This window comes from Paenibacillus herberti, assembly GCF_002233675.1.
In the GTDB taxonomy this organism is placed as follows: Bacteria; Bacillota; Bacilli; order Paenibacillales; family Paenibacillaceae; genus Paenibacillus_O; species Paenibacillus_O herberti.
Genome location: NZ_NMUQ01000001.1, coordinates 2,037,720 through 2,061,609 on the forward strand (window position 1 = coordinate 2,037,720; position 23,890 = coordinate 2,061,609).

At 49.3% G+C, this 23,890-nt stretch carries 25 protein-coding genes and 2 tRNA genes; 7 read left to right on the forward strand and 20 right to left on the reverse strand.

Going from position 1 to position 23,890, the window contains the following annotated elements; translation table 11 throughout:
• Positions 1–102 precede the first annotated feature (102 nt).
• The 4 genes from CGZ75_RS09370 to CGZ75_RS09385 form a co-directional block, all read right to left on the reverse strand.
• The gene (locus tag CGZ75_RS09370; RefSeq protein WP_089523925.1) at positions 103–867 is read right to left on the reverse strand and encodes a response regulator transcription factor; all 765 of its coding nucleotides are present in this window, start codon (positions 865–867) and stop codon (positions 103–105) included.
• A gap of 163 nt (positions 868–1,030) precedes the next feature.
• Positions 1,031–2,896 (reverse strand): cache domain-containing sensor histidine kinase, encoded by a 1,866-nt coding sequence (locus CGZ75_RS09375; protein WP_176444742.1) that lies wholly within the window; start codon positions 2,894–2,896, stop codon positions 1,031–1,033.
• A 118-nt stretch (positions 2,897–3,014) separates the two neighbouring features.
• Positions 3,015–3,098 (reverse strand) — tRNA-Leu (locus tag CGZ75_RS09380).
• Between the two features lie 58 nt (positions 3,099–3,156).
• The gene (locus CGZ75_RS09385) at positions 3,157–3,540 is read right to left on the reverse strand and encodes a winged helix-turn-helix transcriptional regulator (protein WP_089523926.1); all 384 of its coding nucleotides are present in this window, start codon (positions 3,538–3,540) and stop codon (positions 3,157–3,159) included.
• 124 nt (positions 3,541–3,664) lie between these two features.
• Between CGZ75_RS09385 and CGZ75_RS09390 the strand changes: the two genes are divergently transcribed.
• Entirely contained in the window at positions 3,665–4,387 is a 723-nt protein-coding gene (locus CGZ75_RS09390) for an SDR family oxidoreductase (protein WP_089523927.1), read from the forward strand.
• Between the two features lie 107 nt (positions 4,388–4,494).
• On the opposite strand, the gene CGZ75_RS09395 is transcribed toward CGZ75_RS09390, so the two are convergent.
• The 3 genes from CGZ75_RS09395 to CGZ75_RS09405 form a co-directional block, all read right to left on the reverse strand.
• Positions 4,495–5,181 (reverse strand): polysaccharide deacetylase family protein, encoded by a 687-nt coding sequence (locus tag CGZ75_RS09395; RefSeq protein ID WP_245850826.1) that lies wholly within the window; start codon positions 5,179–5,181, stop codon positions 4,495–4,497.
• Positions 5,182–5,425: 244 nt separating this feature from the next.
• Entirely contained in the window at positions 5,426–6,616 is a 1,191-nt protein-coding gene (locus CGZ75_RS09400) for a NupC/NupG family nucleoside CNT transporter (protein ID WP_089523929.1), read from the reverse strand.
• Between the two features lie 454 nt (positions 6,617–7,070).
• Positions 7,071–9,824, reverse strand: coding sequence for a glycoside hydrolase family 78 protein (locus tag CGZ75_RS09405; protein WP_245850758.1), 2,754 nt, complete (start codon positions 9,822–9,824; stop codon positions 7,071–7,073).
• Positions 9,825–9,906: 82 nt separating this feature from the next.
• Between CGZ75_RS09405 and CGZ75_RS09410 the strand changes: the two genes are divergently transcribed.
• Together CGZ75_RS09410 and CGZ75_RS25155 are read left to right on the forward strand one after the other, a co-directional pair.
• Positions 9,907–10,773 carry an AraC family transcriptional regulator gene (locus CGZ75_RS09410; protein WP_089523930.1) on the forward strand — a complete coding sequence of 289 codons (867 nt, stop codon included), beginning with the start codon at positions 9,907–9,909 and terminating at the stop codon, positions 10,771–10,773.
• A gap of 121 nt (positions 10,774–10,894) precedes the next feature.
• A complete protein-coding gene (locus CGZ75_RS25155) occupies positions 10,895–11,482 on the forward strand; it encodes a hypothetical protein (protein ID WP_089523931.1) in 588 nt (195 codons plus the stop codon).
• Positions 11,483–11,593: 111 nt separating this feature from the next.
• On the opposite strand, the gene CGZ75_RS09420 is transcribed toward CGZ75_RS25155, so the two are convergent.
• Positions 11,594–11,992: a RidA family protein gene (locus CGZ75_RS09420; protein WP_089523932.1), complete on the reverse strand. Its 399-nt coding sequence runs from the start codon at positions 11,990–11,992 to the stop codon at positions 11,594–11,596.
• Between the two features lie 346 nt (positions 11,993–12,338).
• Here CGZ75_RS09420 and CGZ75_RS09425 point away from each other — a divergent pair, with 346 nt between their 5' ends.
• Positions 12,339–12,767 (forward strand): SRPBCC family protein, encoded by a 429-nt coding sequence (locus tag CGZ75_RS09425; RefSeq protein WP_089523933.1) that lies wholly within the window; start codon positions 12,339–12,341, stop codon positions 12,765–12,767.
• A gap of 55 nt (positions 12,768–12,822) precedes the next feature.
• Here CGZ75_RS09425 and CGZ75_RS09430 read toward each other — a convergent pair.
• From CGZ75_RS09430 to CGZ75_RS09450, 5 genes are all read right to left on the reverse strand, one after another.
• Positions 12,823–12,909 (reverse strand) — tRNA-Leu (locus CGZ75_RS09430).
• Positions 12,910–13,004: 95 nt separating this feature from the next.
• Positions 13,005–13,451 carry a hypothetical protein gene (locus CGZ75_RS09435; protein WP_089523934.1) on the reverse strand — a complete coding sequence of 149 codons (447 nt, stop codon included), beginning with the start codon at positions 13,449–13,451 and terminating at the stop codon, positions 13,005–13,007.
• Between the two features lie 22 nt (positions 13,452–13,473).
• Entirely contained in the window at positions 13,474–13,695 is a 222-nt protein-coding gene (locus CGZ75_RS09440) for a hypothetical protein (RefSeq protein ID WP_089523935.1), read from the reverse strand.
• Positions 13,696–13,835: 140 nt separating this feature from the next.
• Positions 13,836–14,165 carry a hypothetical protein gene (locus tag CGZ75_RS09445; RefSeq protein ID WP_089523936.1) on the reverse strand — a complete coding sequence of 110 codons (330 nt, stop codon included), beginning with the start codon at positions 14,163–14,165 and terminating at the stop codon, positions 13,836–13,838.
• A 118-nt stretch (positions 14,166–14,283) separates the two neighbouring features.
• Positions 14,284–14,856 carry a xanthine phosphoribosyltransferase gene (locus CGZ75_RS09450; RefSeq protein WP_089523937.1) on the reverse strand — a complete coding sequence of 191 codons (573 nt, stop codon included), beginning with the start codon at positions 14,854–14,856 and terminating at the stop codon, positions 14,284–14,286.
• Positions 14,857–15,007: 151 nt separating this feature from the next.
• On the opposite strand from CGZ75_RS09450, the gene CGZ75_RS09455 reads away from it, so the two are divergent.
• Positions 15,008–16,057 carry a YkvI family membrane protein gene (locus tag CGZ75_RS09455; RefSeq protein ID WP_089523938.1) on the forward strand — a complete coding sequence of 350 codons (1,050 nt, stop codon included), beginning with the start codon at positions 15,008–15,010 and terminating at the stop codon, positions 16,055–16,057.
• On the opposite strand, the gene CGZ75_RS09460 is transcribed toward CGZ75_RS09455, so the two are convergent.
• Entirely contained in the window at positions 16,054–17,196 is a 1,143-nt protein-coding gene (locus tag CGZ75_RS09460) for a glycosyltransferase family 4 protein (RefSeq protein WP_089523939.1), read from the reverse strand. The genes CGZ75_RS09455 and CGZ75_RS09460 overlap by 4 nt on opposite strands.
• Before the next feature lie 166 nt (positions 17,197–17,362).
• Here CGZ75_RS09460 and CGZ75_RS09465 point away from each other — a divergent pair, with 166 nt between their 5' ends.
• Positions 17,363–18,535 (forward strand): GGDEF domain-containing protein, encoded by a 1,173-nt coding sequence (locus CGZ75_RS09465; RefSeq protein WP_089523940.1) that lies wholly within the window; start codon positions 17,363–17,365, stop codon positions 18,533–18,535.
• A 41-nt stretch (positions 18,536–18,576) separates the two neighbouring features.
• Here the strand turns inward: CGZ75_RS09465 and CGZ75_RS09470 are convergent, their stop codons facing one another.
• The 4 genes from CGZ75_RS09470 to CGZ75_RS09485 all read right to left on the reverse strand — a co-directional run bounded on the left by CGZ75_RS09470 (position 18,577) and on the right by CGZ75_RS09485 (position 21,437).
• Entirely contained in the window at positions 18,577–19,290 is a 714-nt protein-coding gene (locus CGZ75_RS09470) for an HAD family hydrolase (RefSeq protein ID WP_176444743.1), read from the reverse strand.
• A gap of 27 nt (positions 19,291–19,317) precedes the next feature.
• Entirely contained in the window at positions 19,318–20,043 is a 726-nt protein-coding gene (locus tag CGZ75_RS09475; protein WP_089523942.1) for a metallophosphoesterase family protein, read from the reverse strand.
• Between the two features lie 134 nt (positions 20,044–20,177).
• Positions 20,178–20,684, reverse strand: a complete 507-nt coding sequence (locus CGZ75_RS09480) for a DUF4178 domain-containing protein (RefSeq protein WP_089523943.1) — start codon at positions 20,682–20,684, stop codon at positions 20,178–20,180.
• An 87-nt stretch (positions 20,685–20,771) separates the two neighbouring features.
• The gene (locus CGZ75_RS09485; protein ID WP_089523944.1) at positions 20,772–21,437 is read right to left on the reverse strand and encodes a PspA/IM30 family protein; all 666 of its coding nucleotides are present in this window, start codon (positions 21,435–21,437) and stop codon (positions 20,772–20,774) included.
• 211 nt (positions 21,438–21,648) lie between these two features.
• Here CGZ75_RS09485 and CGZ75_RS09490 point away from each other — a divergent pair, with 211 nt between their 5' ends.
• The gene (locus CGZ75_RS09490; protein ID WP_089523945.1) at positions 21,649–22,731 is read left to right on the forward strand and encodes an AI-2E family transporter; all 1,083 of its coding nucleotides are present in this window, start codon (positions 21,649–21,651) and stop codon (positions 22,729–22,731) included.
• A gap of 61 nt (positions 22,732–22,792) precedes the next feature.
• Here the strand turns inward: CGZ75_RS09490 and CGZ75_RS09495 are convergent, their stop codons facing one another.
• Both CGZ75_RS09495 and CGZ75_RS09500 read right to left on the reverse strand, forming a co-directional pair.
• Positions 22,793–23,557, reverse strand: coding sequence for a DUF3891 family protein (locus CGZ75_RS09495; RefSeq protein WP_089523946.1), 765 nt, complete (start codon positions 23,555–23,557; stop codon positions 22,793–22,795).
• A 14-nt stretch (positions 23,558–23,571) separates the two neighbouring features.
• Complete coding sequence (locus tag CGZ75_RS09500) at positions 23,572–23,868, reverse strand: antibiotic biosynthesis monooxygenase family protein (RefSeq protein WP_089523947.1); 297 nt, start codon at positions 23,866–23,868, stop codon at positions 23,572–23,574.
• Positions 23,869–23,890 lie beyond the last annotated feature (22 nt).

Sequence of the window (23,890 nt, forward strand, 5' to 3'; positions counted from 1 at the left end):
TCCATCCCCACATGTTAATTGTACGGACTGCTGACAACAGGAGAAATCACGCATGTTTTAGATTTGGTATGGTTTTTTTAGAGGAATGGACAAAACTAGAGGTTAAGTCGTCTGCTGATCACGGAATGTGCTGGGCGTTACACCGACCAACTGCTTGAATACAAGCATGAAATGTTTGGGGCTCTGATAACCAGATAATCGGGCAATATCATAAATTTTCAACTCAGTCTGGGAAAGCAAGTATTTGGCACGTTCAATACGGACGGTCGCGATCTGATCAGATAGATTAATGCCGGTTTCCTGCTTGAACAGCACACTTAAATAGGCTGGGTTCATATGTACAAAATCAGCCAGCGTCGGCAGCCGCAAGTCTCCTTCCGGATGGGCCTCGATGTATTCTATAATTTTGCGAATCAAGCGCCGTCTCTCTGGGCCTTGCCGCTCCTCTGGAACTTCTGCGCATTCCGCAGGTTCAGGGCTCTTACCGCTGCGCTTAAGCAGAACCGCCTGAATTTTGTCGAGCGCGCACACCAGATGTTTCCGATCGATAGGCTTCAGCAAATAATCAGACACCCCATATTGCAGCGCCCTCTGAGCATAGCTGAAGTCACTGTATCCGCTAATGATTAGGAATGGCATATCCTCGAACTTCTCGCGGATTTTCTCCAGCAGCTGCAGACCGTTTATTTCACCGATCCGAATGTCCGTAATGACCGCATCAATGGCGTTCTGGTTCAGATATTGGAGTGCTTCACGGCCATGCGCCGCTTCCTTCACAACTTTAAAATGGGGTGAAACCTGATGAATCAACGAAGCAATGCCCCTGCGAATCACTTCCTCGTCTTCAACGAGCATAACGCGTATCATTTAATGTTTCCCCCCTTTTAGTTCGTGTTCAAAAAGATCGCCATTCAGCACCGAGAAGGTTGTGTGAACCAGAAGAAGGAGGTTGGCAAACCTACATGAGCACCGGACTTCGAAGGTGAAGACAAGATTCGATGTCGAGTTCGCTTCCTAGTTTACATCGTGATCAATGGCGGCCTTTTTGAACAACCTCTTTTAGTGGTAGCGGAATCGTAATCGTAAATGCCGTACCTGCCCCGAGGCTTGCGTCTACATGCAGCTCATAGGCATGCCCGTACATTAATGCTAGTCGCTGACTGATATTACGCAGTGCTACACCATGTCCATCCCTTCGTTGTTCAGCAGTGGATGCCACCGCAACCGGACGATTAAGAGATTGACGCAAGCTCGCAAGCTCCGCTTCAGACATCCCCCGTCCGTCATCACGGACTGTCAGCAGCAAACAGTCTTCAAACCTGACGGCGTGAACCCAGATCGTTTTTCCCCCGTCATAGTCGCCAATGCCATGATAGATGGCATTTTCAATCATGGGCTGAATGATTAGCTTAGGCACTTCATGCGGCAACAGCTCGGGTTCAATATCAAATAGAATCTGCAGCCGGTCCCCATACCGTAATTGCTGAATGCTCACATAAGCCTCGGCCGTTTCCAACTCTTCTCGCAGCTGTACGAGCTGGCATTCATGTCCTACCGTATAACGGAGCATCCGCCCGAGCGCTGTCACCATATCCGATACACGTTCGCTTTGGCCTTGGACGGCAAGCATATGAATCGATTCAAGTGTGTTGTAAATAAAATGGGGATTGATCTGTCTTTGCAACGCAATTAGCTCTGCTTCCTTCTCGCGTAATCCAATCACATATACTTCCTCGACCAGCTGGTCGATTTCTTCTACCATTCGGTTGAAATTGTGACTGAGCTGCCCAATCTCATCCCCTGTTTCCACCTGCACGCTTTGCTTGAAGTTGCCAAGCTCAACGAGTTTCATCTTGTTTTTGAGCGCAGCGAGGGGACGGTTCAGTCGATAGGAAAAATAAGTGGCAAGCCCCCCTCCCAAAACAAGACAAACGATCCCGATCAACATCGTTTTGGTGCGCAGTGCATTGGTTTCCTTCAGCAGCGACTCTAGCGGGATAAAACGGACGATTTTGATATCCGAGTAGTCCGAGTAATCGGAGATGGTCAAAAAGGACTTTCCCCCAAGCTCCATGCGGCGGACGGTCGACTCGTTTGGTAAGGCTGCAGCACTGGCGAGCTCTTCATAACGGTCAGGTGGCAGCCCAGGTCCATTTTCCAAGAAAAAAAGCTCGGTACGACTGTTAACCGCGACCAGACTTCCTTTGTCCTCGAATTTAACATTGGAGAGAATCCCCCGGAATACATCTAGCTTCAAGTCGATTTTTATGAGTCCCAACGTCCGATTCGTGTTCGGCTCGCGTATAAGGCGGGCAACGGAAAAATAGTCCTGCGGGTCTCTTTCCAGGTAATAAGAGGGTTGATGCGTCGGGATCAACGTCCAGGCCCCATCAGCCTTATGTACCCGTTCGTACCAGCTTTGTTGTGAAGGATCGTTGAACAGTTGAATCGTATTGGCGTCGAGGTTGGAAAAGGTGAAACCGTTGCCTGCAAAAATATGAATGCCGCGAATTTCCGGACGGTCATAAGTGCCGCTGGCGATATGCAGCAGCATCTTCTCTAGCTCTTCAACGGAAGGTCGCCTATCGGCTAGGGTCGGACTGCTGTATTTTCTGAGAATTGCGAGTACCTCTGGATCATACATGGGCATTATCGAAAGATGCTGCATTTCCTTTAAGGTACGGTCCAGATTCTGATTAATTTGGCCGACGAGCTGTGCTGAATACTCCGCAGTTCTGCGTTCGGTGGAAGAGGAAAAGTCGTAGTAGGTCAAAGAACCCTGCAAACTCAGAGGAGTAGCGATTAGCAGTAGGAAAATAAGCAGTGTCTTGGATCGCAGACTCCATTGGCTTAGAGGAGGAAGCAGCGTATACCAAGGTTTTTTTCTGATTTTCATCAACATCCACCTCTTTCTATTCTAACCCTCCCTGTCCGAATTCCTAATTATAGGAGAATATTGCTCTACTGTATAACAAAAAACACTCCAGAGATTATCTCTGGAGTGTTTTTTATAATGCGGTCAAGAGGACTCGAACCTCCACGGTATTGCTACCACTGGCACCTGAAGCCAGCGCGTCTGCCAATTCCGCCATGACCGCGCAATCACAAGAAAGAATATACCATGTCTTGGATAGGCTTGTCAACGAAAATTACTCATTACTCATCATCACATAACAAACGCTGTATTTCATTCCGGTCAACATGAGTCAAACCCCAGTCACAGATCATTTCCAGCAGAGGAATCAGCGAGCGGCCCTTATCACTAAGTTTATATTCAACACGTGCCGGAACTTCAGAATAAACGGTCCGGATAATGAGTGCATTGGCTTCTAATTCACGGAGTTGGTTAGTCAACGTTTTATGGGAGATATCGTGAATGTATTTCAGTAGTTCCCCAAATCGTCTTGCAGATTGTTCGTGCAGCTCATAAAGGATCATCACTTTCCATTTGCCCTGAATCATTTGCATAGTTGCATCAAATTCATTTAAATATTTATAGCTCGGCGCTGCATTTAATTGAGCATCATCCTGTTTTTCCATCTGTAACTCCTCCTACCTAATGCACATACAGGTTACTTAGTAACCTAGAAGTGCATACTGTTCTCGTAAGAGTTTACATTATACACTTAAGTTAACATGAAAAGTAGAGAGGAAGTTAGATCACATGACAACAGGATTTGTAGCTATTACCGGGGCGTCCTCAGGCATCGGAGAAGCGACCGCACAATATTTTCTGGAAAAAGGCCATAACGTTCTGTTGATTGCCCGGCGAATCGAGCGTCTGGATCATTTTCAAGATGAGCGGGTCATGAAAGCCAAAGTGGACGTAACTGACGAACAAGCGCTAAAAAGCGCAATTCAGCAAGCAGAAGATAAGTTTGGCCCCATTCAAGCTATGATTAACAATGCAGGACTTATGTTGCTCGGCGACGTAAGTAAACAGAACAGTCAAGAGTGGAAGGATATGTTCGACGTGAATGTGCTTGGTTTGTTGAAAGGGATGCAAGCCGTTCTCCCTTCTATGATTGAGCGTAAAACAGGAACGATTATTAACATCAGCTCCATCGCGGGCAAAAAAACCTTTACAGATCACGCAGCGTATGTAGGCACCAAGTTTGCCGTTCATTCCATGAGTGAGAACATCCGGGAAGAAGTTGCAAAGCACAATGTGCGTGTTATCACAATTGCTCCTGGGGTTGTCGAGACAGAGCTGCTTGGTCATACAACTAATGAAGAAATCAAAAGTGGCTATAATGAATGGAAAAATTCCATTCAAGGAGGACTCTCTCCTCAGACTGTGGCTGAAACGATCTATTTTGCTTTCAGCCAACCACAAAATGTAAACATCCGCGAGATTGTTTTGGCTCCTACGATGCAAGTGGGTTAAAGAATCATCCCAACAAATAGGCGCTGTCCTCTGCTGAGGTCAGCGCCTGTATTTCTTTAACAGATGTCCCGATAGGTTAGGATGGTTTCCTCCGGTCAAAAGAGAGTTCACTTCTCTACTTGCTTCTTATGTGCCATCAGTTCCGAGACAGTTACCATGCGATAACCCCTCTTTTTCAGCTCAGGCAAGATGAGTTTCAAAGCTTCAACCGTTTGTGTGGATCCGTGGACATGATCATGCAGCAGCACGATATCGCCATTACGTGCATTATTAAGAACCTTATTGACTATTCTGCCTGTTCCAGGGCTGCTCCAATCCTTCGTATCCTGGTGCCAAGACCATAATACAACCGTATAGCCTTTTTGCTTAGCCATTCGAATGACCGTATCGTTATAATAACCGCCCGGTGGCCGAAACCATGGACAAGATTGTCCCGTTATGGCTTTTATTTTTTTCTGAACGTTGTCCAATTCGGTTACAATGGTTTTCTCGCTGATCCCACTCTTGAAATAAACGTGAGTATCCGTATGGTTGGCCACTTCATGTCCTTCCGCAGCTTCACGTGCGGCAATTTCAGGATACTTATCAAGCCGGTATCCGATAACAAAAAAAGTGGATTTCGCCTTATATTGTTTCAACAAATCCAGAATTTGTGGTGTTGTTTTCGGATTCGGCCCGTCATCGAATGTCAAGGCTATCCACTTTTCATCCATAGGCACTTCCCATACTACGTCTCCACGGGCTTCATAATAACTACGATCATGTTTATTGGGACCACCGGCAAAACCGCTCATTATAAAAAAACACGCAAAGCAGAGCATAAGGAGCCTAATTGATTTCGATGACAAGAGAATCCCCCTTTACTTAAAATACGGCTGATGTCTAAAAATACATCATTAGTATGGTTTTTAGAGACTTGAACTATGTGGGTAGAAGAAAGTTCATACTCAAAAAAAGGGCCTATCACAACGCTGCACCAAACATGCAGCATCGTAATAAGCCCTTGCTTTTCACATCTGACAAAGATGTTGGAATTACTTAAAGGAACACGCCGGCGACCGTGGCCGAAAGCATGCTGACCAGCGTGGCCCCGTACAGCAACCGGAGACCGAAGCGGGCAACCGTATTCCCCTGCTGCTCGTGCAGCCCTTTTACAGCACCGGCAATAATGCCGATCGAAGAGAAGTTTGCAAACGAGACGAGGAAGACGGAAACGATGCCAATCGTCCGTGAGGACATTGTGCCTTCTTTTGTGATGTTGGCCAAATCAAGCATCGCCACGAATTCATTGGACACCAATTTGGTGGCCATGATTTTGCCCGCTTCAACGGCTTCGCTCCATTGAACTCCCATAAGGAAGGCGACAGGCGCAAAGATAAAGCCTAAAATTTCCTGGAACGTAATGCCGAACAACATTCCGAACAGGCCGTTGATCATCGCAATTAGAGCGACAAAACCGATCAGCATCGCAGCGACCACTATTGCCACCTTGAAGCCGTCCATAATATACTCGCCCAGCATTTCAAAGAAGGACTGCTTGTGCTCATCGGTAACCTCAAGAATGTCTTCTTCCTTCGACACGGTATACGGATTCAAAATCGATGCGATAATAAAACCGCCGAACAAGTTCAGTACAAGCGCCGTTACGACATATTTCGGCTCGATCATCGTCATGTACGCCCCAACGATAGACATGGAGACCGTCGACATCGCGGATGCACACAACGTATACATACGGCGCTCCGGCAGCAAACCAATCTGCTTCTTGACGGAAATAAACACTTCGGATTGCCCCAAAATAGCGGAAGCAACCGCATTGTACGATTCCAGCTTACCCATGCCGTTTACCTTGCTGAGTGCAAGGCCGATATATTTAATAATAAACGGCAGTATTTTTGTATATTGCAAAATGCCGATCAGCGCAGAAATAAACACAATTGGCAGTAGCACCGACATAAAAAATTGTGTGGCTTGGCCTTCGTTCACGATTCCGCCGAACACAAAATTGATGCCTTCCGCCGCATAACCAAGCAGCGCTTCAAACACGGAAGAAAATCCACGAACCAACGTCTCACCGACTGTTGTGTTCAACAGTACAAACGCCAGAATAACTTGCAATATAATTAATTGCGCCAGTGGCCGATAGCGAATGCGGCCCCGATCCTTGCTCGCCAAGTAGCTCAATCCAAATACGGTTAACAATCCAGCAATAACAATCAAATATTTCACTTTAAGTACCTCCTGAATTCGCTTTTAAAGCATTTTGCATATGTTTTGGGCCGTGTCTCTGAAACCGGCGGTAACTGTCATCATGTACATTTTAGACATCGCGCAAACTTCCTTATAATTTGCAGCAATAGGTCCAATCGTATTCGCCCAGCCCATCGCCTCTATTACTCCCAGCAATTTATCGATGCATATCTATCCAATAGCTTCCGACTGGCAAGAGCTATTAGTTTTCCCCATACCTCTCTCCTTTCACGCAAAAAACCGGTTGCGCTGAAAGTTCCAGTGCAACCGGCTTTCTGATAAACCCAATCATTTATTTTCTACAATCTCCATGCCATTGCTGGCATTGGAACCTGAAGCTAGCGTGTATGCCAATTCCGCCATGAAAGCGCAATCAGAAATAATAATATATCATTATTTTTATAAGGTTGTCAACGATGATCTCACTAAAGGCCTATGAAACGCTCTGCACCTCAGCAGCTAAAGCTTCATCCTTCAAAACAAAGCTGTAACAGCCCGAGCCGACCCGAACAGAAATAAAACCTTCCTCGCTCTCCATCAGCTCGATGCCCCCCGCTTCGCCAATCGGCAAGCCGCTTTCCAGAATGCTGCCGGCATCGGCAACTGGAAGCCGAACCGTCGCGGTTGTATTCACCGGAACTTCAATTTCCAGACCAAGCTTGCCGCTCTCCCTGCGCCATTCGGAACGGATAAGCCCATATGGTGAATCCAGCTCCGCTTTGGCATAGGTCAGCTTCTCTCCTCCGAATAAAGGCTCAATGCGGATAGCACGATAAGCCGGCTGTGACTCATCCATGTCAATACCGGCCACACGACGGTACATCCACTCCCCAATCGCGCCATAAGCGTAGTGATTGTACGAATTCATATCGTCGCTCCAGAACGTTCCATCCGGCTTCACGCCATCCCAATGCTCCCAGATCGTCGTTGCACCTTTATTGACGGAATAGAGCCAGGAAGGATAGCTTTCTTGCAGCAGCAACTTCAGCGCCGTTTCATGATAGCCATTATCGGAAAGGGCAAAACAAAGATAAGGCGTACCGACAAAACCAGTTGTCAGATGGAATTCCTGATTCGTCACCAGCTTGTTAAGCTCCTTTGCCGTCCGCTCGCGCGCACTTCCTTCAACTAATCCAAACGCCAACACGAGCGCATGAGCCGTCTGGGTCGGAGCAGCCAACCTTCCACCTGGTGTAATAAATTCCCGGCTGAATGCTGCACGCACCCTCTCCGCCAGTTCCGCATAACGCTTCGCTTCAGTCGCTTTGCCAAGCACAACAGCAGCATCCCGCACAAGCGAAGCCGAATAGGCATAAAACGCTGTAGCGATCAGATCACTTGGCGTTGCTCCTACATAACTGCCTTCTTTGGCGTCCAGCCCAAGCCAGTCCCCGAAATGGAAACCCGTATTCCAGAGGTACTCATCCTCGCCCTGTCTGCGAATATACTCGACCCATGCTTTCATGCTGTCGAACTGCTCCTCCAGCATCCGCTTGTCTCCGTAACATTGATAAATTGTCCACGGACAGATGACCGCAGCGTCGCCCCAAGCCGAGGATGAATGCTGATGGAGCACATCCGGGATGATGAACGGAACGCCTCCATCCGGCTGCTGATCCGCCCTGAGATCCCTCAACCATTTGGCAAAAAATAATCCGACATCGTAGTTGAATGCCGCAGTGCGCACGAACACCTGCGCATCTCCCGTCCATCCGAGCCGTTCATTCCGCTGAGGACAATCCGTCGGAACATCCAAGAAATTGCCTCGCTGGCCCCATTGGATATTGCTGAAAAGCTGATTGATCAGCCCGCTTGAGCATTCGAACCGCCCCGTCTCCGGCATGTCGGTATGCATCACTTCGGCGACGAAGCCTTCCAGAGAAACCTCTCCCAGCTCCTGGCCCGGATACCCTTCTAATTTTACATAGCGGAATCCATAAAAGCTGAACGCTGCAGCATAACTTTCCTTCGCATTACCTGCCGACGTATAAGTCAGCATTTGCTTCGCTGAGCGCAGATTGCCTGTATAAAAGTTACCATCTCGATCGAGAATCTCCGCATGATATAAAGTTATCGTTGTTCCTGCCGGAAGGTCCAACTGCAGGCGGATCCGTCCAACGAGATTCTGTCCGTAATCGAGCACCGTTTCGCCGTTAGGCGTTTGGATCAGGGAGACCGGCGAGATTCTCTCCGTCACTCGCACCGGTAAATTCTCCTGCGCGACAAGTTTGCCTACTCCAGGCACAATTTCAACCGCGGAGCTCCAGGCGGAGTCGTCGAAGCCCGGCTTATGCCAGCCTCGAGGCTCAAGCCTCGCATCATACACTTCACCATGATAAATTTCAGATGCGAGCAACGCTCCTGTAGAGACTTTCCAGGAAGGATTGCTCGTAATGAACTGTTCGCTGCCGTCTGTTCGAATGATATGCAGCTGAAGCAGTAAAGCCCTCACGTTACCATAGTGATTTTTGGAATTTTCCCAAACCAGCTCGCCTTTGTACCAGCCGCTGCCGAGCGATGCACCGAGCGCATTGGCACCCTGACGCAGCTCTTCGGTCACATCGTAGGTCTGGTACTGCAGCCGGTCGCTGTAGCTGGTCCAGCCCGGAGTCATCAGGTCTTCGCCGACTCGGCGACCGTTCAGATGGATTTCGTATACGCCTGCCGCTGTCGCATATAGCCTCGCCGATGCAATTTCTCCCACCACTTCGAACTCTTTGCGCAGCAGCGGCGAGGCTTCATCATCCGGGTCATGCAGCAGCGGGTCCGCTGAAATCCACTCGGCTTGCCATTCATCAGCGAACAGGAGCGCTGTCTCCCACCAATCCGTCTCGCTCCAGGGGGACGGCTGACCGTTGTTGTCCCATACCTGTATGCGGTAATAGTATCGGGTTCTAGAACGCAGAGCTGGTCCTTCATAAGGAATCTGGATCGAATCTCCGTTAGTGATCTGTCCAGTATCCCAGAGCGGCTTCTCGAAACCATCTTGAGTTGTCGTCACTTGAAGTCGGTAGCCAGTTTGCAGAGCTCCGCGCTCCGTGCTTTCCAGCTTCCAGCTAAACCTTGGATGCACCGTATCAATACCAAGCGGCTGTTTGCGATATTCACAGGTCAAACCTTTTACAGTCAATGTCACAGCGTTCAGCTCCTCTCGGGCTTTTCTAGCAATCGTAATCGCTTTCATCATATAATGGATACCATCCCCATATACGAGGTATTTCCGACATTAGATACGGGGGAATGCGACATCGAGAGGAGCTAATGCCACTTTGGTCCAGCGTGTTATCGGTTCCTTGCAAGGCTCCTCTTTTTTTGAAGGCAGCCTGCCAGTCTACATCAATAGGGCGGTTGAGAGTTTCGGGATGTTCGAGCATACCCATGATTTTCTGGAAATTTCCTATGTATCTGAAGGAAGCGGCGTTCATTACACGGAAGCAAGCTCCATCCAGGTATCGCAAGGCGATATTATTCTGATTCCAGTTGGTGTCTCCCATGTGTTCCGACCTTCATCGCCCTCTCCGTCCAAGCCGCTTGTCGTTCGCAATTGCCTCATAGATACGGATAAAATGGCTCCTTTTCTACAAGGCTTTCCTGGTGGAGCTCCACTAAAAGCACTGCTTTCCCATGTCCATATCCGCAACTTCCGCGATAGAGATGGAGAATGCGGCAAGCTATTCCAGCGTCTGCATTACGAATATGCAGCCCGCCGGCCTGCATGGGAAGCAGCGCTTTATGCCGTGCTGCTGGAGCTTCTGCTTCACCTGCATCGGCTCCAAGAGGAGCAGCCTGGAAGCATAGCTCCATCGCCGGGTGCATTGAAGGAAACGCTGCAATTGCTCCATAGCCAGTTCGCGCTCTCGCTCTCAACGAGTACACTAGCGGCAAAAGCTGGGCTCGGTGAGCGTCAATTCCAGCGCTTGTTCGCCAAACACACTGGCATGTCGCCGATTGCTTACTTGCAGACGCTTCGCGTCCAGGAAGCTTGCCGACTGCTACGGGAAACCGATTGGAAGTTAACCGCTATCAGCTCGGCTGTAGGCTATCAGGACCCAGCCCATTTCACCGCCTTGTTCAAGCGAGTTGTCGGTTGTCCTCCGGGACGCTATCGCAAATTGGTACGCCAAGGCAGTTTATAAGCTGCTTCCTGCAGCGTTTACACTTACCATCAACAGGATATTTATGCGGATGCTGTAAAATTAAAGCGATCCCGCTTCGTTTCTTTTCCTCATTTACAGTTCGTTCAAGTACAACCGACTATTGCTTGCAGGCAAAACCGAGCAAGCCTTTCAGGAACTGGACAAGCACGAGCATAAATTCCGGAACAAACCTAAAGCGCTGAACCAGGTTCGGGTTTTTCGAGCCTCCCTTCTCTGCAACATAGGTGAATATGAAGCTTCCAACGCGGTGCTCTTATCAATCACAGGAAAGCTTGATCCCAATATGGAAGCTATGCGGCAAGGATTGCTCGGCTTTACTTACTATATGAGCGACTCGAGAATGTCTGAAGCGCCGGATCTGATTCGACAATCTCTCCGTTCACTGAATCAATGGGGGAGATACTTGACCTTGGCGGCGGTGGAAAGACAGCTAGGAAATGTAGAGGCATCCAGACAAGCCATGGATGCGTATCTCGAAAAAAGGAATCAGAAAACTTCGTTTGTGCTAGGAAAAACGCTGCTCTTATATGACAATAAGCTGCAAAAAGAATTTGAAGAATATTTACTGGGACGGTATTATCTGGCCGGCTATGAAGAAAAACTGCATATAAGCATTTTGTTGCAGCGGCTGTCCTACCGTCTAATGGCCCTACGCTCGTTTATCCAAAGACATGCTGGAACAGCTTAGCTTAAGCACTACTAGCGCTTTGCGATAGCTCTTTTCTAACCGTTTATCGTCAGAATAAAAAGCCATGGAACGTCTACTTTCAGACGTTCCATGGCTTTAATCAACTGAGCTTTATACTTTAGCCGCCCATATTTCTACTTCAATTTTTATCTCCGGCAAACCTAACGCCGCAATATAACCGATTGTCATTGCCGGATAATCATTGCTAAATAATTGATCCCACTCTGAATATAAAAATTCCCAATCTATTTCCTCGGTAGCCCATATGTTCACTTTTATAATATTTTCAGCACATAATGCTTCAGAGCCCAACACCGTTTTTATATTCATAAACGTATTAGTAACTTGTTCATTTAATGTATTCGGGAATTGTCCATCTTGATCTACACCCACTTGACCGGATGTCACAAAAAGCTCCGTATTTCTAGGAATTTTAGTGATATGCGTGTAATTCCCTACTGGTGCTGGCATGCTTGATGGGTTTTTTCTAGTGATTTTTCCGTTTTCCATTGTTATCCCTCGCCATTTTAGAATTTTCTGCAGTTCTTCCTAGAAGATGAAATTTGGACAGACTTCACCCTTGCAACGGCTTCTAGAAAAAAACAGCAGTGGAGTATCCATATCCTAAAGGCAGGGACAGTAGGGATCTTTTTTTCATTGGCTGGATACCCCTCTCTCTTGAAATGACAAAATTTTGATATTCAATAATTCTAGCTAAATTAAGCTCGTTACGCAACTTTAGTTGAACAAATAATTGCAATAACTGCAACATAGCAATCCAAAAGAAATTCTTATATCCATCATATGTTATCATAAGCATCAAACCTAAATTATTGCAGTTAGAAGGGAGTACGACATGGCAAATATCGAGCACTTGCAAACCGTACATGTTCCAGCGTCGAAGGTGTATGAAACTTTGACCACCGCTGAAGGATTGTCAGAAATATGGACCAATGAACTCATTATTAATAATCAGATTGGCTTTATTAATGAATTTCGATTTGGCAGCGATGACATAACTAAGATGAGAATAGAGGAATTGATCACTAATAAAAAAGTCGTTTGGCAGTGTATAGATTCAGATCCAGAATGGATTGGTACGATTATTTCCTTTGAAATTCAAGAGAAGAACGGGAAGTCTTTGATTACTTTGCGTCATACGAACTGGAAAGAAGTAACGCCATTTTATCGTTCCTGTAACTACAACTGGGCTATTTTCCTTTATAGTCTCAAATCCTATTGTGAAGATGGCGAAGGTATCCCTTATCATAAACGTAAATTTTAACATAGCCAAACAAAAAGAAAAACCCCAGACATCTCTGGGGTTGAATTATAAAATATGGTGCGGTCGAGAGGACTCGAACCTCCACGGTATTGCTACCACTGGCACCTGAAGCCAGCGCGTCTGCCAATTCCGCCACGACCGCATTGTGTAAGCTGCGAAGATGTCTTCGCTGCAACGTTGATTATATTATCATGGGGCTGAAGGACAAGTCAATGTCGCTGGGAAAAGTTCCATAATTCAGAATACGAAGTACGGATTAGCCCGGTATTGCGCTCCATCGCCTTCTACTGATGGGGCCTTAGCACCGTAACCCGGCGCAGTTGCATATGCCAGCTCTTCCTGCTCTTGGTCTTCTGTATTGTTGCTGTACTTCTCAGGAACATAGCCATATGGCTGCATAGCTGCCGTCTGAGGCAGTTGCTGCGGCATTCCATAACATTGATATCCTTGCCCTACTGAGGCAGTTACGTCAGCCTCATTTGAAGGAGCCGACGAGCCGTAAGGCAAATCATGCAACTTCAACTCGCGGCCTTCCTCTGACGACGGATATAATCCCTCATCACTTGTCAGCCGTCCCTCTTCATCCTCGATGACAACGATGCCGCAGATCGGACACTTGCCCATCGTCACTCCATTATGCTCAGCATGATTCATGACTGCGTAATCTTCCGGACATACCATCATACTTATTACCTCCTTTGGTCGTTCAGGATTGAACGATACGGGGAGATGATGCAGGCTGGTAAACATAACTGCGGCTCAGCTTAACGACTCTTTTGTTCGGCCTGCGGATCATGACGGAATCGTCATCCCAAGCCACTACGATGCCAACGACATCGTTCTGCTCCATCTCATCCCGGACAACCCTGACTTTCTCTCCCGACTGGCGATATTCGTCCAGCAGCGATTCTTCGACGTTGTTATTCATTACAATTACCCCTTTATGTACATTTTCAATCTCCGAGCATCAGAGCGGCTACACCAATAACATGAAGCAATACTGTCTCTAATATGAAAAAAAGACCTCCAGGCCCTGCCCCGGGCATATCTGGAGGTCGCGCTATGCGATTATTCTGCGTTGCCGACATGCTCCTTCGTATCATTCGTCTCGTACCACTCATCTAGAACACGAGAACTCATAACTCGCTTGGAGATGTAGTCGGACTGGCGCTCTGTGAACAGACCGTTCCACTCTACCCTCAGCTCTTCACAGAGCTTAACGATCGTCAGCAGTTCCGACCAAGCTACATAGCGCTTATACCAGAAAAATTGAGGATGCTCGATCATGTACGGATACAGATCGTCAAACTCAGTATGCTTGCAATCGAGCGCACGCTCGAAGTGAATTTTGGCAGCGGACAGCTTGGCTTCAAAGAAACCGGGATTTACGTTTTCCATCGCCTTATGCCTCCCCTTGAAGATCTCTGTTCTTCCCCATTATAGGGTAAATGTATCTAACGGGAAAGGGTAGAATTACATTCCCTGGATGGACAGCACCAGCGTGGCAAACCTTCTGCTAATCCTCGAAAGTAATCCGGCCGTTGTCCAGCGAGCTGATCCGGGCCAGGGATTCCACTCGAATGCCATTTTCCCTAAGCGTTCTGCCGCCAGCTTGGAAGCTTTTTTCCACGGCAACTCCGAGTCCGACCAGATGCGCTCCAGAGCGCTCAATAATACGCACGAGACCTCTCGCTGCATCGCCATTGGCAATAATGTCATCGATGAACAGCAGCCTGTCATCCGGCGACAGAAGGGATTTTGATACCATCAGATCGGTCACGATTCCCTTGGTAAAAGAAGGAACCCGCTCCGAATAATGATCGGGATCAGCAATCAATGTTTTTTTGCGCCTTGCGAACAATAGGGGGACATTCAGCTCTAAAGCCGTAGCGAAGCTCACCGGAATGCCCGAAGATTCAACCGTAATGACCTTGGTCACTCCATCCTCAGCGAATCTACGTGCGAACTCGCGGCCCATCTCCATCGTGAGCGCAGGGTCAACCTGATGGTTGAGAATGGCATCGAGCATCACAACGTCGCTGGACATAATGGACGCCTCCTGCAAGATCCTTTGTTTCAACAGTTCCATAACAACCCTTGTCCCTTCATCCGAATTCTTTTCGTTAAATTATCACAGCTTGGCGATTCCTGCAAGCCATGCCTTTTTGCCTTGAAGGCATGCCTGTCCCCGAACGGACATAGGATGTAAGGACAGACTTACGAGTATCGGGGGCGAAGCTATGCCGGGACGTACAGGACGCGTGCTGCAAATCGGATTTACGTACATGGGCACCGTAGTCGGTGCTGGATTCGCCACAGGACAGGAAATCCTGCAATTTTTCACCCGTTACGGCCAGTGGGCCGTGTTAACGATCGCATTTTCTACCTTTTTCTTCATCTGGCTCGGCGCCAAAATGATGCTGCTCGCCGGTGAGATCGGCGCCAAATCATACGAAGACCTCAACAAAGCACTGTTCGGGCCAAAAATCGGACAACTTGTCAGCTACTTCATGCTCGTCGTCCTACTCGGCGTCAACGCTGTCATGTTGGCGGGAGCTGGGACGATCTTTTATGAAAACTGGAACATCTCCTACCAGACCGGTCTTGTCGTCACCCTTATTGCCTGCTTCCTGATGCTGCGCCGCGGCATGAATGCAATTCTAACCGTAAACAGCATCGTTGTCCCTTTCATGCTGCTGTTTACCGTGATCCTGCTCTACAACACCTTCAACTCACCCGGCGCGGATCGCTGGATAACGATGACCACCGATGATTCACTGCTGCGAATATGGAGTGCACCGCTGCTTTATACCGCCTTCAACCTTGCTATGGCGCAAGCCGTCCTCGTCCCGCTCGGAGCGCAAATAGAGGATCGCCAAGCAATCCGCTGGGGTTCATTGTTTGGCGGAATAGGCATCGGCTTCATGCTACTTGCAGGTCATATCGCTCTGTCCTCGCATATGCCAGGAGTCCAACAATTTGAAATTCCAATGGGCGGCGTCGCGCGGCAGCTGGGTTACGCCATCCAGTTCATCTACATTTTCCTCATCTTCTCGGAAATTTTCACCACGCTAATCGCCGATATTTATGGGCTGGCACTGCAGCTTCAGCAACGAGTATCAATTCCGCGCAATCTGCTGCTGCTCATTATCCTTGTCATCTGTTATCTTCTCAGCCAGATTGGCTTTGGACCGCTCGTGTCTACCCTTTATCCGTTGTTCGGACTGTTCAGCCTAGGTTGGCTTGTGCTCATGATGCTCAAAAAAACCGGAAAAAGAAGAGGGAGCTAATTGCCCCCTGCCGCCTCCGGTGCCGTATCCAGATAAACCTGCTTCAATTGCGAGATTACTCTCGTGAGCGAGTAGGCTTTTTTGGCTTTGTCCCAGGCGGCCCGCGCCAGATGATAGCGGAACGTCGGATCTACGATGAGACGCTCCAGCGCGAGCGCCAGCGCCGCAGCATCTTCCGGCGGCACAAGCAGACCGTTCACACCTTCTTCGATCTGTTCACCAATGCCGCCGACATCGGTGCCAACTAGCGCAAGCCAGCATAACGCGGCTTCGGCGAATACGCTGCCGAAAGCCTCGGCGCGGGAAGGCAATACGAAGACGTCGAAGAACGGCATGAATTCCTCCGGATGAAGCATGTAACCGTAAAAAATGATATCGTCGTACAGGTTCAGTTCAACCGCAAGCGCCTCTAGCTCTTTGCGAATCGGACCGTCGCCTATAATATGAAGCACAAACGGATGGCCCTTTTGCTTCAGCTCAGCGCATGCCCGGAACAGAATATCCAGCCCTTTCGCCGGCACAAGCCGGCATACCGTTATGAGCTGAGGAACTTCATTCTCATGGCTGATCGGCTTGAAGCGCCGCTCGTCAAAGCCGTTGGCGATGATACCGACCTGTTCAGGATGATCCATATGAGGGGTCATGTATAGCTTGAACGATTCCGACACCGTTAAAATCCGGTCGGCTGCATGCTCCAATTCCCGATAGATCGAAGTCAGGAATTGATGCTCGATCCCGCCTTCCTGAATTTTACCGTTCAAAATCAACTCGCGCTCATAGCTGGAATGAATAGTCACGATGAGCGGAGTGTCTGGAAACACCTGTTTCATAACTAGCGCTGCCACTGGATGATGGGCATGGATAAGATCATACTTGCGTTTAATCCGCATCTTCGTCCACCATAAATAGTCGCTTAACGTCTGCAAATACTTGGCGGCAATCGGATTATCCCGGTACAGCTCTATATCAAAGGTATGGAGCTTAACCTCCTCCGTTCCCTTGCCCCTGATGCGCTTGGGAAGCGAAAACAGGTCTGTAGGCCAGCCGACCTTGTTGAAGCGGTCCTGCATATAAGGAACCATCGAAGATACGCCCCCGGGCTGCTCCGGAGGGAAAAATAAAGCCTGTAATATTTCCATCTTACCTGTCTCCTTAAAAGCTTCGCCATGTTATAATAGAACAAATGTTCCCTCTCATGAAGGAAGCGTGAACAGCCGATATGCTAATGGCGGTCAATTCTCGCTGCCGCGCCTGCAAGATTCATTGCAATGTCAAGCCCATGCTGAGTAGACGGAGTGTATTCCCATGACCAATTGGCCTCAGACTTCGGCCATCCAGCTGTTCGCTTCTTCCAGCACGATTACCGTGCTAGCTTTGATGATTTTCATGGGGGTGAAGCTTTACCGCAGCTACCGCCGCCATCCGGTTTACCGGCTGCTCATTTTCATTCTGTCCTTGCTTATGATCCGGCAGCTTATGCTGCTCACCGGCATGGACCAGAGCGATTCACCGCCGATATTGCAGTTGGCTACTCGTTTGCTCGGCATCTTTTCCTTTATTATTATAAACTTTGTCTTCATGAAATTATATAGCCATCCGGGAGCGAGGCTGCGAGGAACACCGTTCGTAATCATGGCTTCTCTGGCCTTTCTGATTGCCGGAGCTGAGATTCTGATGAATCCGATTCTGCTGAACAGCGCGGCCGGCAATGGCATCATGCCGCTCGTTGCCTTGGATTTCTACGGCATTCTGGTCAATTTCCTGATCCTGCTAGATACCCGCGGCGTCGAGCTGCGCACCAAATATTCCGCCAGCCTGATTCTCTATTTTGCAGCGGATCTTGCGCTAGTAACCGATCGGTACGTGTTCCAGGGCAGCTTGCCGCTGCTGCTCATGATTTCGCGGATGCTGCCTGTCGTTTATTTTACGCTGCTGTTCCTGCTTCTGTTCGAGTGGGTGGTTGAGCGCTTGCTGACTACTTACCGTTCTTCGATTACAGACGGCCTTACCGGGCTCTACAATCGCCGGCACTTTAATCAGAAGGCTGAGCAGTTGATGCGACACGGCATGGGAATTGCCGTTATCTTTTGCGACATAGACAACTTCAAGAAGCTTAATGATACACAGGGCCATCATCGAGCGGACGGTGTACTGGAGCAGATCGCCGAGATGATGCGCGAGCTTGTGCAAGGCATTGGTTCCGCTGGCCGCTATGGCGGCGAAGAGCTGCTGCTTGTAGTGAGCACCAAGGAGAAGGTTGCAGAGCTTGCCGAGACGCTGCGGCGGCGCATCGAGGAGGAGACGATCGTCACCGTAAGCATCGGCGTCAGCTTCTCCCGCCAAGGAGTTAGCTTAGACCAAATCGTGCAGGAATCGGACGAGGCAATGTACCGCTCCAAAACCACTGGCAAAAATCGCGTCACGATCGTGAATGCACCGACGCGCAGTCCAAGAAGCAAAAAGGCATCTCCCGTTTGATCGGGAGATGCCTTTTTGCTAGGTGAGTGAGAGCAGTTCGCCTAAGCACCGCTGCTCAGGCCGTATTCGGAAGCAGCCGTTTGCCCGGAGACAAGACGAATCGCCGCGGGCAGCTGCGACAGCTCCGTGATGACGGCGTCCGGCAGCATCGCTGTCTCATTCGGCCAAGGCTGGGAATGCTTCAGCCACACTGACTTCATGCCGCTGAAATAAGCTCCCTGAATATCATTTACAGGGTGGTCTCCAACAAACAACGTCTGCTCAGGTGACGATCCAAGCTGGCTTAGAGCTCTAGCAAAAATGCCTGGATGAGGTTTTTTGCAGCCTGCCGATTCCGATATAGTGATCGTTTCAAACCAACCGCCGATGCCGGTTCGTTCGATTTTACCGCGCTGAATGCAGTCCCGACCGTTCGTCACAATTCCGAGCCGATAAAAAGGCCGCAATGCCGCCAGCAATTCTCGAGCCCCTGGCATTAACCGGGAGCTGCTGACGTACTCCTGATCATAAAAAGCGTAGAGCTCCTCCCATCCCGCATTGCTGCGGCAGGGCAACTGCTCTAACAGCTCGCGGAATAGCTGTGGTTTGCTTTTATAACCCCTCTCATCCAGCTCAATCAAGCGCTTGATCCATTGTGGCCGCTCTTCGGGAGAAACGTCGGCGTATCGATCGGCTAATCGCTCTGCGAATTCGCGGAAGCCCTCTGCCCGGTCTAACAACGTATCGTCCAAGTCAAACAATATGGCTCGAATCATCAGTTGTCCCCCTCCCATTCGATTCGCCTAAGAAGGCAACCCACGGTAACGCGCTGTCAGCAGCTCCTGTCGGTAAAGCTCAAGCTCAGGCATATTGGCTTCCTCAGCGGCATGTATGGCACTCGCTATGTCATAGGGGACACGGACTAGCTGTAGCGAAAAGGAAGCTGCCTGTAAAGAGTTTTCCACGCCCTCCAAAATGGCGTAAGAGGCTTGGGGGAGATCCAGTGGATTGCCAGCGCTTCCCGTGTTGAACAATAAACGACCCCCAAGATGCTGTGAATAAGCCTGATGGATGTCGCCATAACCGAGCACATCGGCAACCTGTCCGCCAGCTTCCGGGGGCTCGAATAAGGAGAGACGGTCTTCCAGCGAATGCCAGGGTTGAATGCGCCGATAAACGCTTTGAGGTGAGGCATGAACAAGCCGGACTAAACGCCCGCTCAGCTGAAGCTCCACACAGAAGGGAAGCTCCTGCAAATAACGCAGCCTCTCTTCACCGAGCTGACGTTGATGCCACTTGAGCGTCTCAATGTCTGTTGGATTGCCAAGAAATTCGTCCCAGTTGCCACGAATGACCCGCTCGCATCTTTCTCGGATGATATCTACCGCTTCTGCTGAATCCGGACCCTTGCCTGCCAGATCCCCGAGACAGAAAATACGGCCGATGCCACGGGAGTCGATATCGTCCAGCACCGCCCGCAGAGCCGGCATATTGCCATGAATGTCGGATATGATCGCGATCCGAACCATTGAATCCCTCCTTGCAAGCGGATACTATCACGTATATGAGCAAAAGGTTGAGATATAAGCTGAACTTAGAAATTTAATAGCGGAACTCGCTCCGCTAGCCAATCCTTCTTCCGAGAAGGACCAATCCACGCCACCTATCCGCCTCTAAGCACCTTAACATCGGCGGACAAGATTGTCTCCCCTTCGTACATCAAAAACCTTCCCTCCTGCCATTCAATACGCAGAAGTTTACGGTCATCGGACTGGAATTGCCATATATGGAGCTCTCCGGACGGCCCATGAGGGGATCTTCCTTGTGACGAAACGGGGCTTGAATACTGCTCCTCAAGATAATAATTCGTGCCGTCCAGCTCCATGGTGGAAGGGACTTCCTCGATGGAGTCTAACCGGCCGTCAATCGGCGTGTAAAGCGTGTACTCTGTTTGCTCGCGATCCTCAATGTGAAGATAACGGAGCTCCGCTCCATCTTGGAGCGTCAGAAACGTTTCTTTACGCCGGAAATTCCGCGTGTGGCCGATAACCTCGTAAGTAATAAGAGAAACTTCACATATATCGCCGGGTCCTACCGTCAAAATACTCTTCTCTTGCTTAGGCGGCTCAGGCTTGCGAACCAAATTGGCCACCCTTTTGAATAAGCTCATCTCTCTTCCCCCTTGCTCCGAAAGTTGCAAAAACCATAGGTAGAAGGGGCAGCCGCAGTTTTGCTGCGAGCCTGCCCCTGGAGTAGATTACTTTTCGTATTGCTTCAGCAGGGAGGCCAGTTCGTCTTCGACGGCTTTATCGCGGCCAAGAGTCTCGAATTCCTCATCCAGCGACTTCCCTTTGTCATTCATCACATTGCTGGCTTCTGCCTGGGACTCCAAGCCGAGCACTTTATCTTCCATGCGCTTAAGGCCTGCCATCGCGGTGTCAGAGCCGAAGCCGTTCATCGACTTGTTGATCTGGACCTGAGCCTTCGCGGCATTGGCACGAGCGACAAGCGTCTCACGTTTGTTCTTCAGATCGGTCAGTTGCTTCTGCATTTGTGCCAGCTTATCACGCAGATTGTCCGCAGATGCCTTGTTCGTGTCATAGGCAACACGGTATTCGTCGCGCTTCGACTCAGCAGCTTTCTTCTCTTCCAGCGCTCTGCGAGCCAGGTCTACATTGCCGGCTTCCGCTGCAGCATGCGCCTGTTGGAGACGTTTTTCTACAAGAGCTTCCTGCTCTTCGTAAAGCTTCTTAAATTTCTTCTCAAGGGCGATCTGGGCGGCAACCGCCTTCTCCGCGTCCTCCAAGTCACTTGCCATATCTCGAATATATTGATCCGTCATTTTCACTGGATCTTCTGCCTTGTCGATCAAGGCGTACACATTGGACAGGGTCAGGTCGCGCAGGCGTTTGAATAAAGACATTCAAAATTCCTCCTCGAAATTTTCCATTTTAGTTTAGTTGTAAATAACTATACACTAATGCTTTGACTCTTTCCCCTTATACGCTGACCACGGGGGGAAGTTTCTACATTTTCAGACTCCTTCCCAAAAAGATGCGAATTAGGGTTGGTTCGGATGATCCCAGGGTATACATAGAATAATAGAAACATGTTGCGAACGGAGGTCATTGGGGTTGAAAATCGGAAGGTTCTATCAGGTTTGCATTAGTATCATTCTTGTTCTCGTCATTCTTTACTTGCTCTCTAGGCTGGAATTTCTGTATCGGCCGGTAATGCTTGCATTTAACATCCTGCTTCTTCCCTTTGTTGTGTCTTTCTTTTTCTATTACCTGTTACGGCCGCTAGTTACTCAGTTACATAAGTGGAAATTGCCCAAATGGCTTGCCGTGCTTGTGCTGTTCATCGCCATGTCCACCCTTGTTGCCCTGCTCATCGTGCTCGTATGGCCTACTCTGCAGTCGCAGACAGTGGGTTTTGTCGAGAATTTACCCGTTCTGGCAAAAGGAGTGCAGGACCAGATCGACTATTTGCAAGAGCAACGCTTTGGAGGTTTCAGCCTGCGAGAAATCGACCTATCCTCCAAGGTGTCGGAATACCTTGAGCAAGCCATCAACTATGCTTCCGTTTATGTGCAGAACGCCGTCTCCATCGTGACCACAGTGAGTCTGGTCGTAGGTACAGTCCCCGTCTTGCTGTACTATATGCTCAAGGAAGACCGCAAGGGATATACATCCTTCGTTCGGTTTTCACCGACCAAGTATCGCGCTGACGCCATCGAGATCTTCAATCGTATTGATAAAATGCTAAGCGAATTCGTCATTGGCCGCGTTATATGCTGCCTGGCACTTGGGGCATTCGCCTATATCGGTTTCCTGCTCGTGGACCTTCCTTACTCGCTGCTGCTTGCGATCATTGTCGGCGTGCTGAACATGATCCCGTATATCGGGTCGATTATTGGATCTATTCCAGTAATCTTGATTGCCTTTACGGATTCCTTCAGCACCGCGATATGGGTGCTGGTCATTCTTCTGCTGGCGCAGCAACTGGAGGGCAATCTCATTTCACCGTTCGTTTATGGCAGAACGATGGATATCCACCCGCTTACGACAATTGTCGTTGTGCTCATCGCCGGAGCGACCAGCGGCATAGTCGGTATTATGATCTCGATTCCGGTATACATGATGGGCAAAATCATCATTTTGCAGATTGCCGAGCACTTTGAGCGAAAATCGCAGCCGGACGCCAGCGTTTTATGATTGCGTCAGTCAACGGCTTCAGTGGATAGCTTCAGTCGGTAGCTTCAGTGGAGGACAGCTCTCAGGAAGAGCTGTCCCAAACCAATTCCGCCGTTTCGATGGGGCATTGCCGATAGGCAATGTCAATGCCTTTATCCTCGATAAGGCTCGTCGGCACTCTTTTGAATCGTAGCGTTGTGTATACCGGACCTTGAAGCGCCTTTTCCGACAGGAGAAGGCGCTGTTTGGTCTGCCAGGACGCCTTGAGCTTCCGACCGGAAGGCATCAGCTCTTCCGTACCAGGGAAGCCTTCACGATACCAAGGATGCTCGTTCTCTCCAGCCGCTCCGGGCTCGTTCAGACACACATACAAGGACAAGCTGTCGAGCAGTTGCAGCAGCTTTAGATCGCGATCGAGCTCCTGCTGCTCCGTCCGCAAATTCATCGTCAACCGATGCTGCCGTATCTCCTCGCGACGCAGGAACTCCTCACAAGCCTCGCCCTCCATATGGACAAAAAAAGCACTGTAAAACAGGCTGCAAAGCAGTCCCGCATACGGACTTACGGCTTCAACTTCATCGATGCCCCGCTTGTAAAAAGCGATTTTTGGCAGAAGCGGATAATCCTCGAACGTGAACGGCCTTCCGGCCGCATCATTCCATACCGGGGTCTCATCCAGACTTATCCAGCCGCGATCATGCTGGCTTGCCGCATAAATAATTTCAGCCCGGCGCGACCCCTCTGGCAGCAGCTCCGGCGCCAGCGAGCGGGCCAACTGCTCCGAGAGAGCCGCATGGTCATGCTGATGAATTAATATGAATGCCTGCTCTGTTTTGCGCACGATCATGTGCTCTCATCTCCTTAGTCCAAACTGACTTTTTCATAATGCTCCACAACGGGAAACGGATCATAGTAGTGATGCAAAAGAGATTTCCACTGCTGATATTCCGGCGAGCCGCGGAATCCCTCCGTGTGATGCTCAAGCGTCTCCCATTCCACAAGCAGCAAATATTTACTCTTATGTTCTATGCAACGGGAAATCGAATGGTGGATATAACCCGGCATCGAGGAGATAATTGCGGAAGCCGTGCGGAAATCACGCTCAAACTCCGCTTCCTGTCCAGCGATGACATGCAGTAATGCTTGCTCGAGAATCATAATAGGCCTCCTACTAGTGGAA

Coding starts and splice junctions, on each gene's coding strand:
- CGZ75_RS09500 (WP_089523947.1), bottom strand. CDS start 23,868: ATGATTCTCGAGCAAGCATTACTGCATGTCATCGCTGGACAGGAAGCG.
- CGZ75_RS09485 (WP_089523944.1), bottom strand. CDS start 21,437: ATGTCTTTATTCAAACGCCTGCGCGACCTGACCCTGTCCAATGTGTAC.
- CGZ75_RS09455 (WP_089523938.1), top strand. CDS start 15,008: ATGCCGGGACGTACAGGACGCGTGCTGCAAATCGGATTTACGTACATG.
- CGZ75_RS09440 (WP_089523935.1), bottom strand. CDS start 13,695: ATGAATAACAACGTCGAAGAATCGCTGCTGGACGAATATCGCCAGTCG.
- CGZ75_RS09395 (WP_245850826.1), bottom strand. CDS start 5,181: ATGAGCGGTTTTGCCGGTGGTCCCAATAAACATGATCGTAGTTATTAT.
- CGZ75_RS09435 (WP_089523934.1), bottom strand. CDS start 13,451: ATGATGGTATGTCCGGAAGATTACGCAGTCATGAATCATGCTGAGCAT.
- CGZ75_RS09470 (WP_176444743.1), bottom strand. CDS start 19,290: ATGATTCGAGCCATATTGTTTGACTTGGACGATACGTTGTTAGACCGG.
- CGZ75_RS09425 (WP_089523933.1), top strand. CDS start 12,339: ATGGCAAATATCGAGCACTTGCAAACCGTACATGTTCCAGCGTCGAAG.
- CGZ75_RS09495 (WP_089523946.1), bottom strand. CDS start 23,557: ATGATCGTGCGCAAAACAGAGCAGGCATTCATATTAATTCATCAGCAT.
- CGZ75_RS09405 (WP_245850758.1), bottom strand. CDS start 9,824: ATGATGAAAGCGATTACGATTGCTAGAAAAGCCCGAGAGGAGCTGAAC.
- CGZ75_RS09445 (WP_089523936.1), bottom strand. CDS start 14,165: ATGGAAAACGTAAATCCCGGTTTCTTTGAAGCCAAGCTGTCCGCTGCC.
- CGZ75_RS09420 (WP_089523932.1), bottom strand. CDS start 11,992: ATGGAAAACGGAAAAATCACTAGAAAAAACCCATCAAGCATGCCAGCA.
- CGZ75_RS09465 (WP_089523940.1), top strand. CDS start 17,363: ATGACCAATTGGCCTCAGACTTCGGCCATCCAGCTGTTCGCTTCTTCC.
- CGZ75_RS09375 (WP_176444742.1), bottom strand. CDS start 2,896: ATGAAAATCAGAAAAAAACCTTGGTATACGCTGCTTCCTCCTCTAAGC.
- CGZ75_RS09475 (WP_089523942.1), bottom strand. CDS start 20,043: ATGGTTCGGATCGCGATCATATCCGACATTCATGGCAATATGCCGGCT.
- CGZ75_RS09390 (WP_089523927.1), top strand. CDS start 3,665: ATGACAACAGGATTTGTAGCTATTACCGGGGCGTCCTCAGGCATCGGA.
- CGZ75_RS09480 (WP_089523943.1), bottom strand. CDS start 20,684: ATGAGCTTATTCAAAAGGGTGGCCAATTTGGTTCGCAAGCCTGAGCCG.
- CGZ75_RS09370 (WP_089523925.1), bottom strand. CDS start 867: ATGATACGCGTTATGCTCGTTGAAGACGAGGAAGTGATTCGCAGGGGC.
- CGZ75_RS09460 (WP_089523939.1), bottom strand. CDS start 17,196: ATGGAAATATTACAGGCTTTATTTTTCCCTCCGGAGCAGCCCGGGGGC.
- CGZ75_RS09385 (WP_089523926.1), bottom strand. CDS start 3,540: ATGGAAAAACAGGATGATGCTCAATTAAATGCAGCGCCGAGCTATAAA.
- CGZ75_RS09450 (WP_089523937.1), bottom strand. CDS start 14,856: ATGGAACTGTTGAAACAAAGGATCTTGCAGGAGGCGTCCATTATGTCC.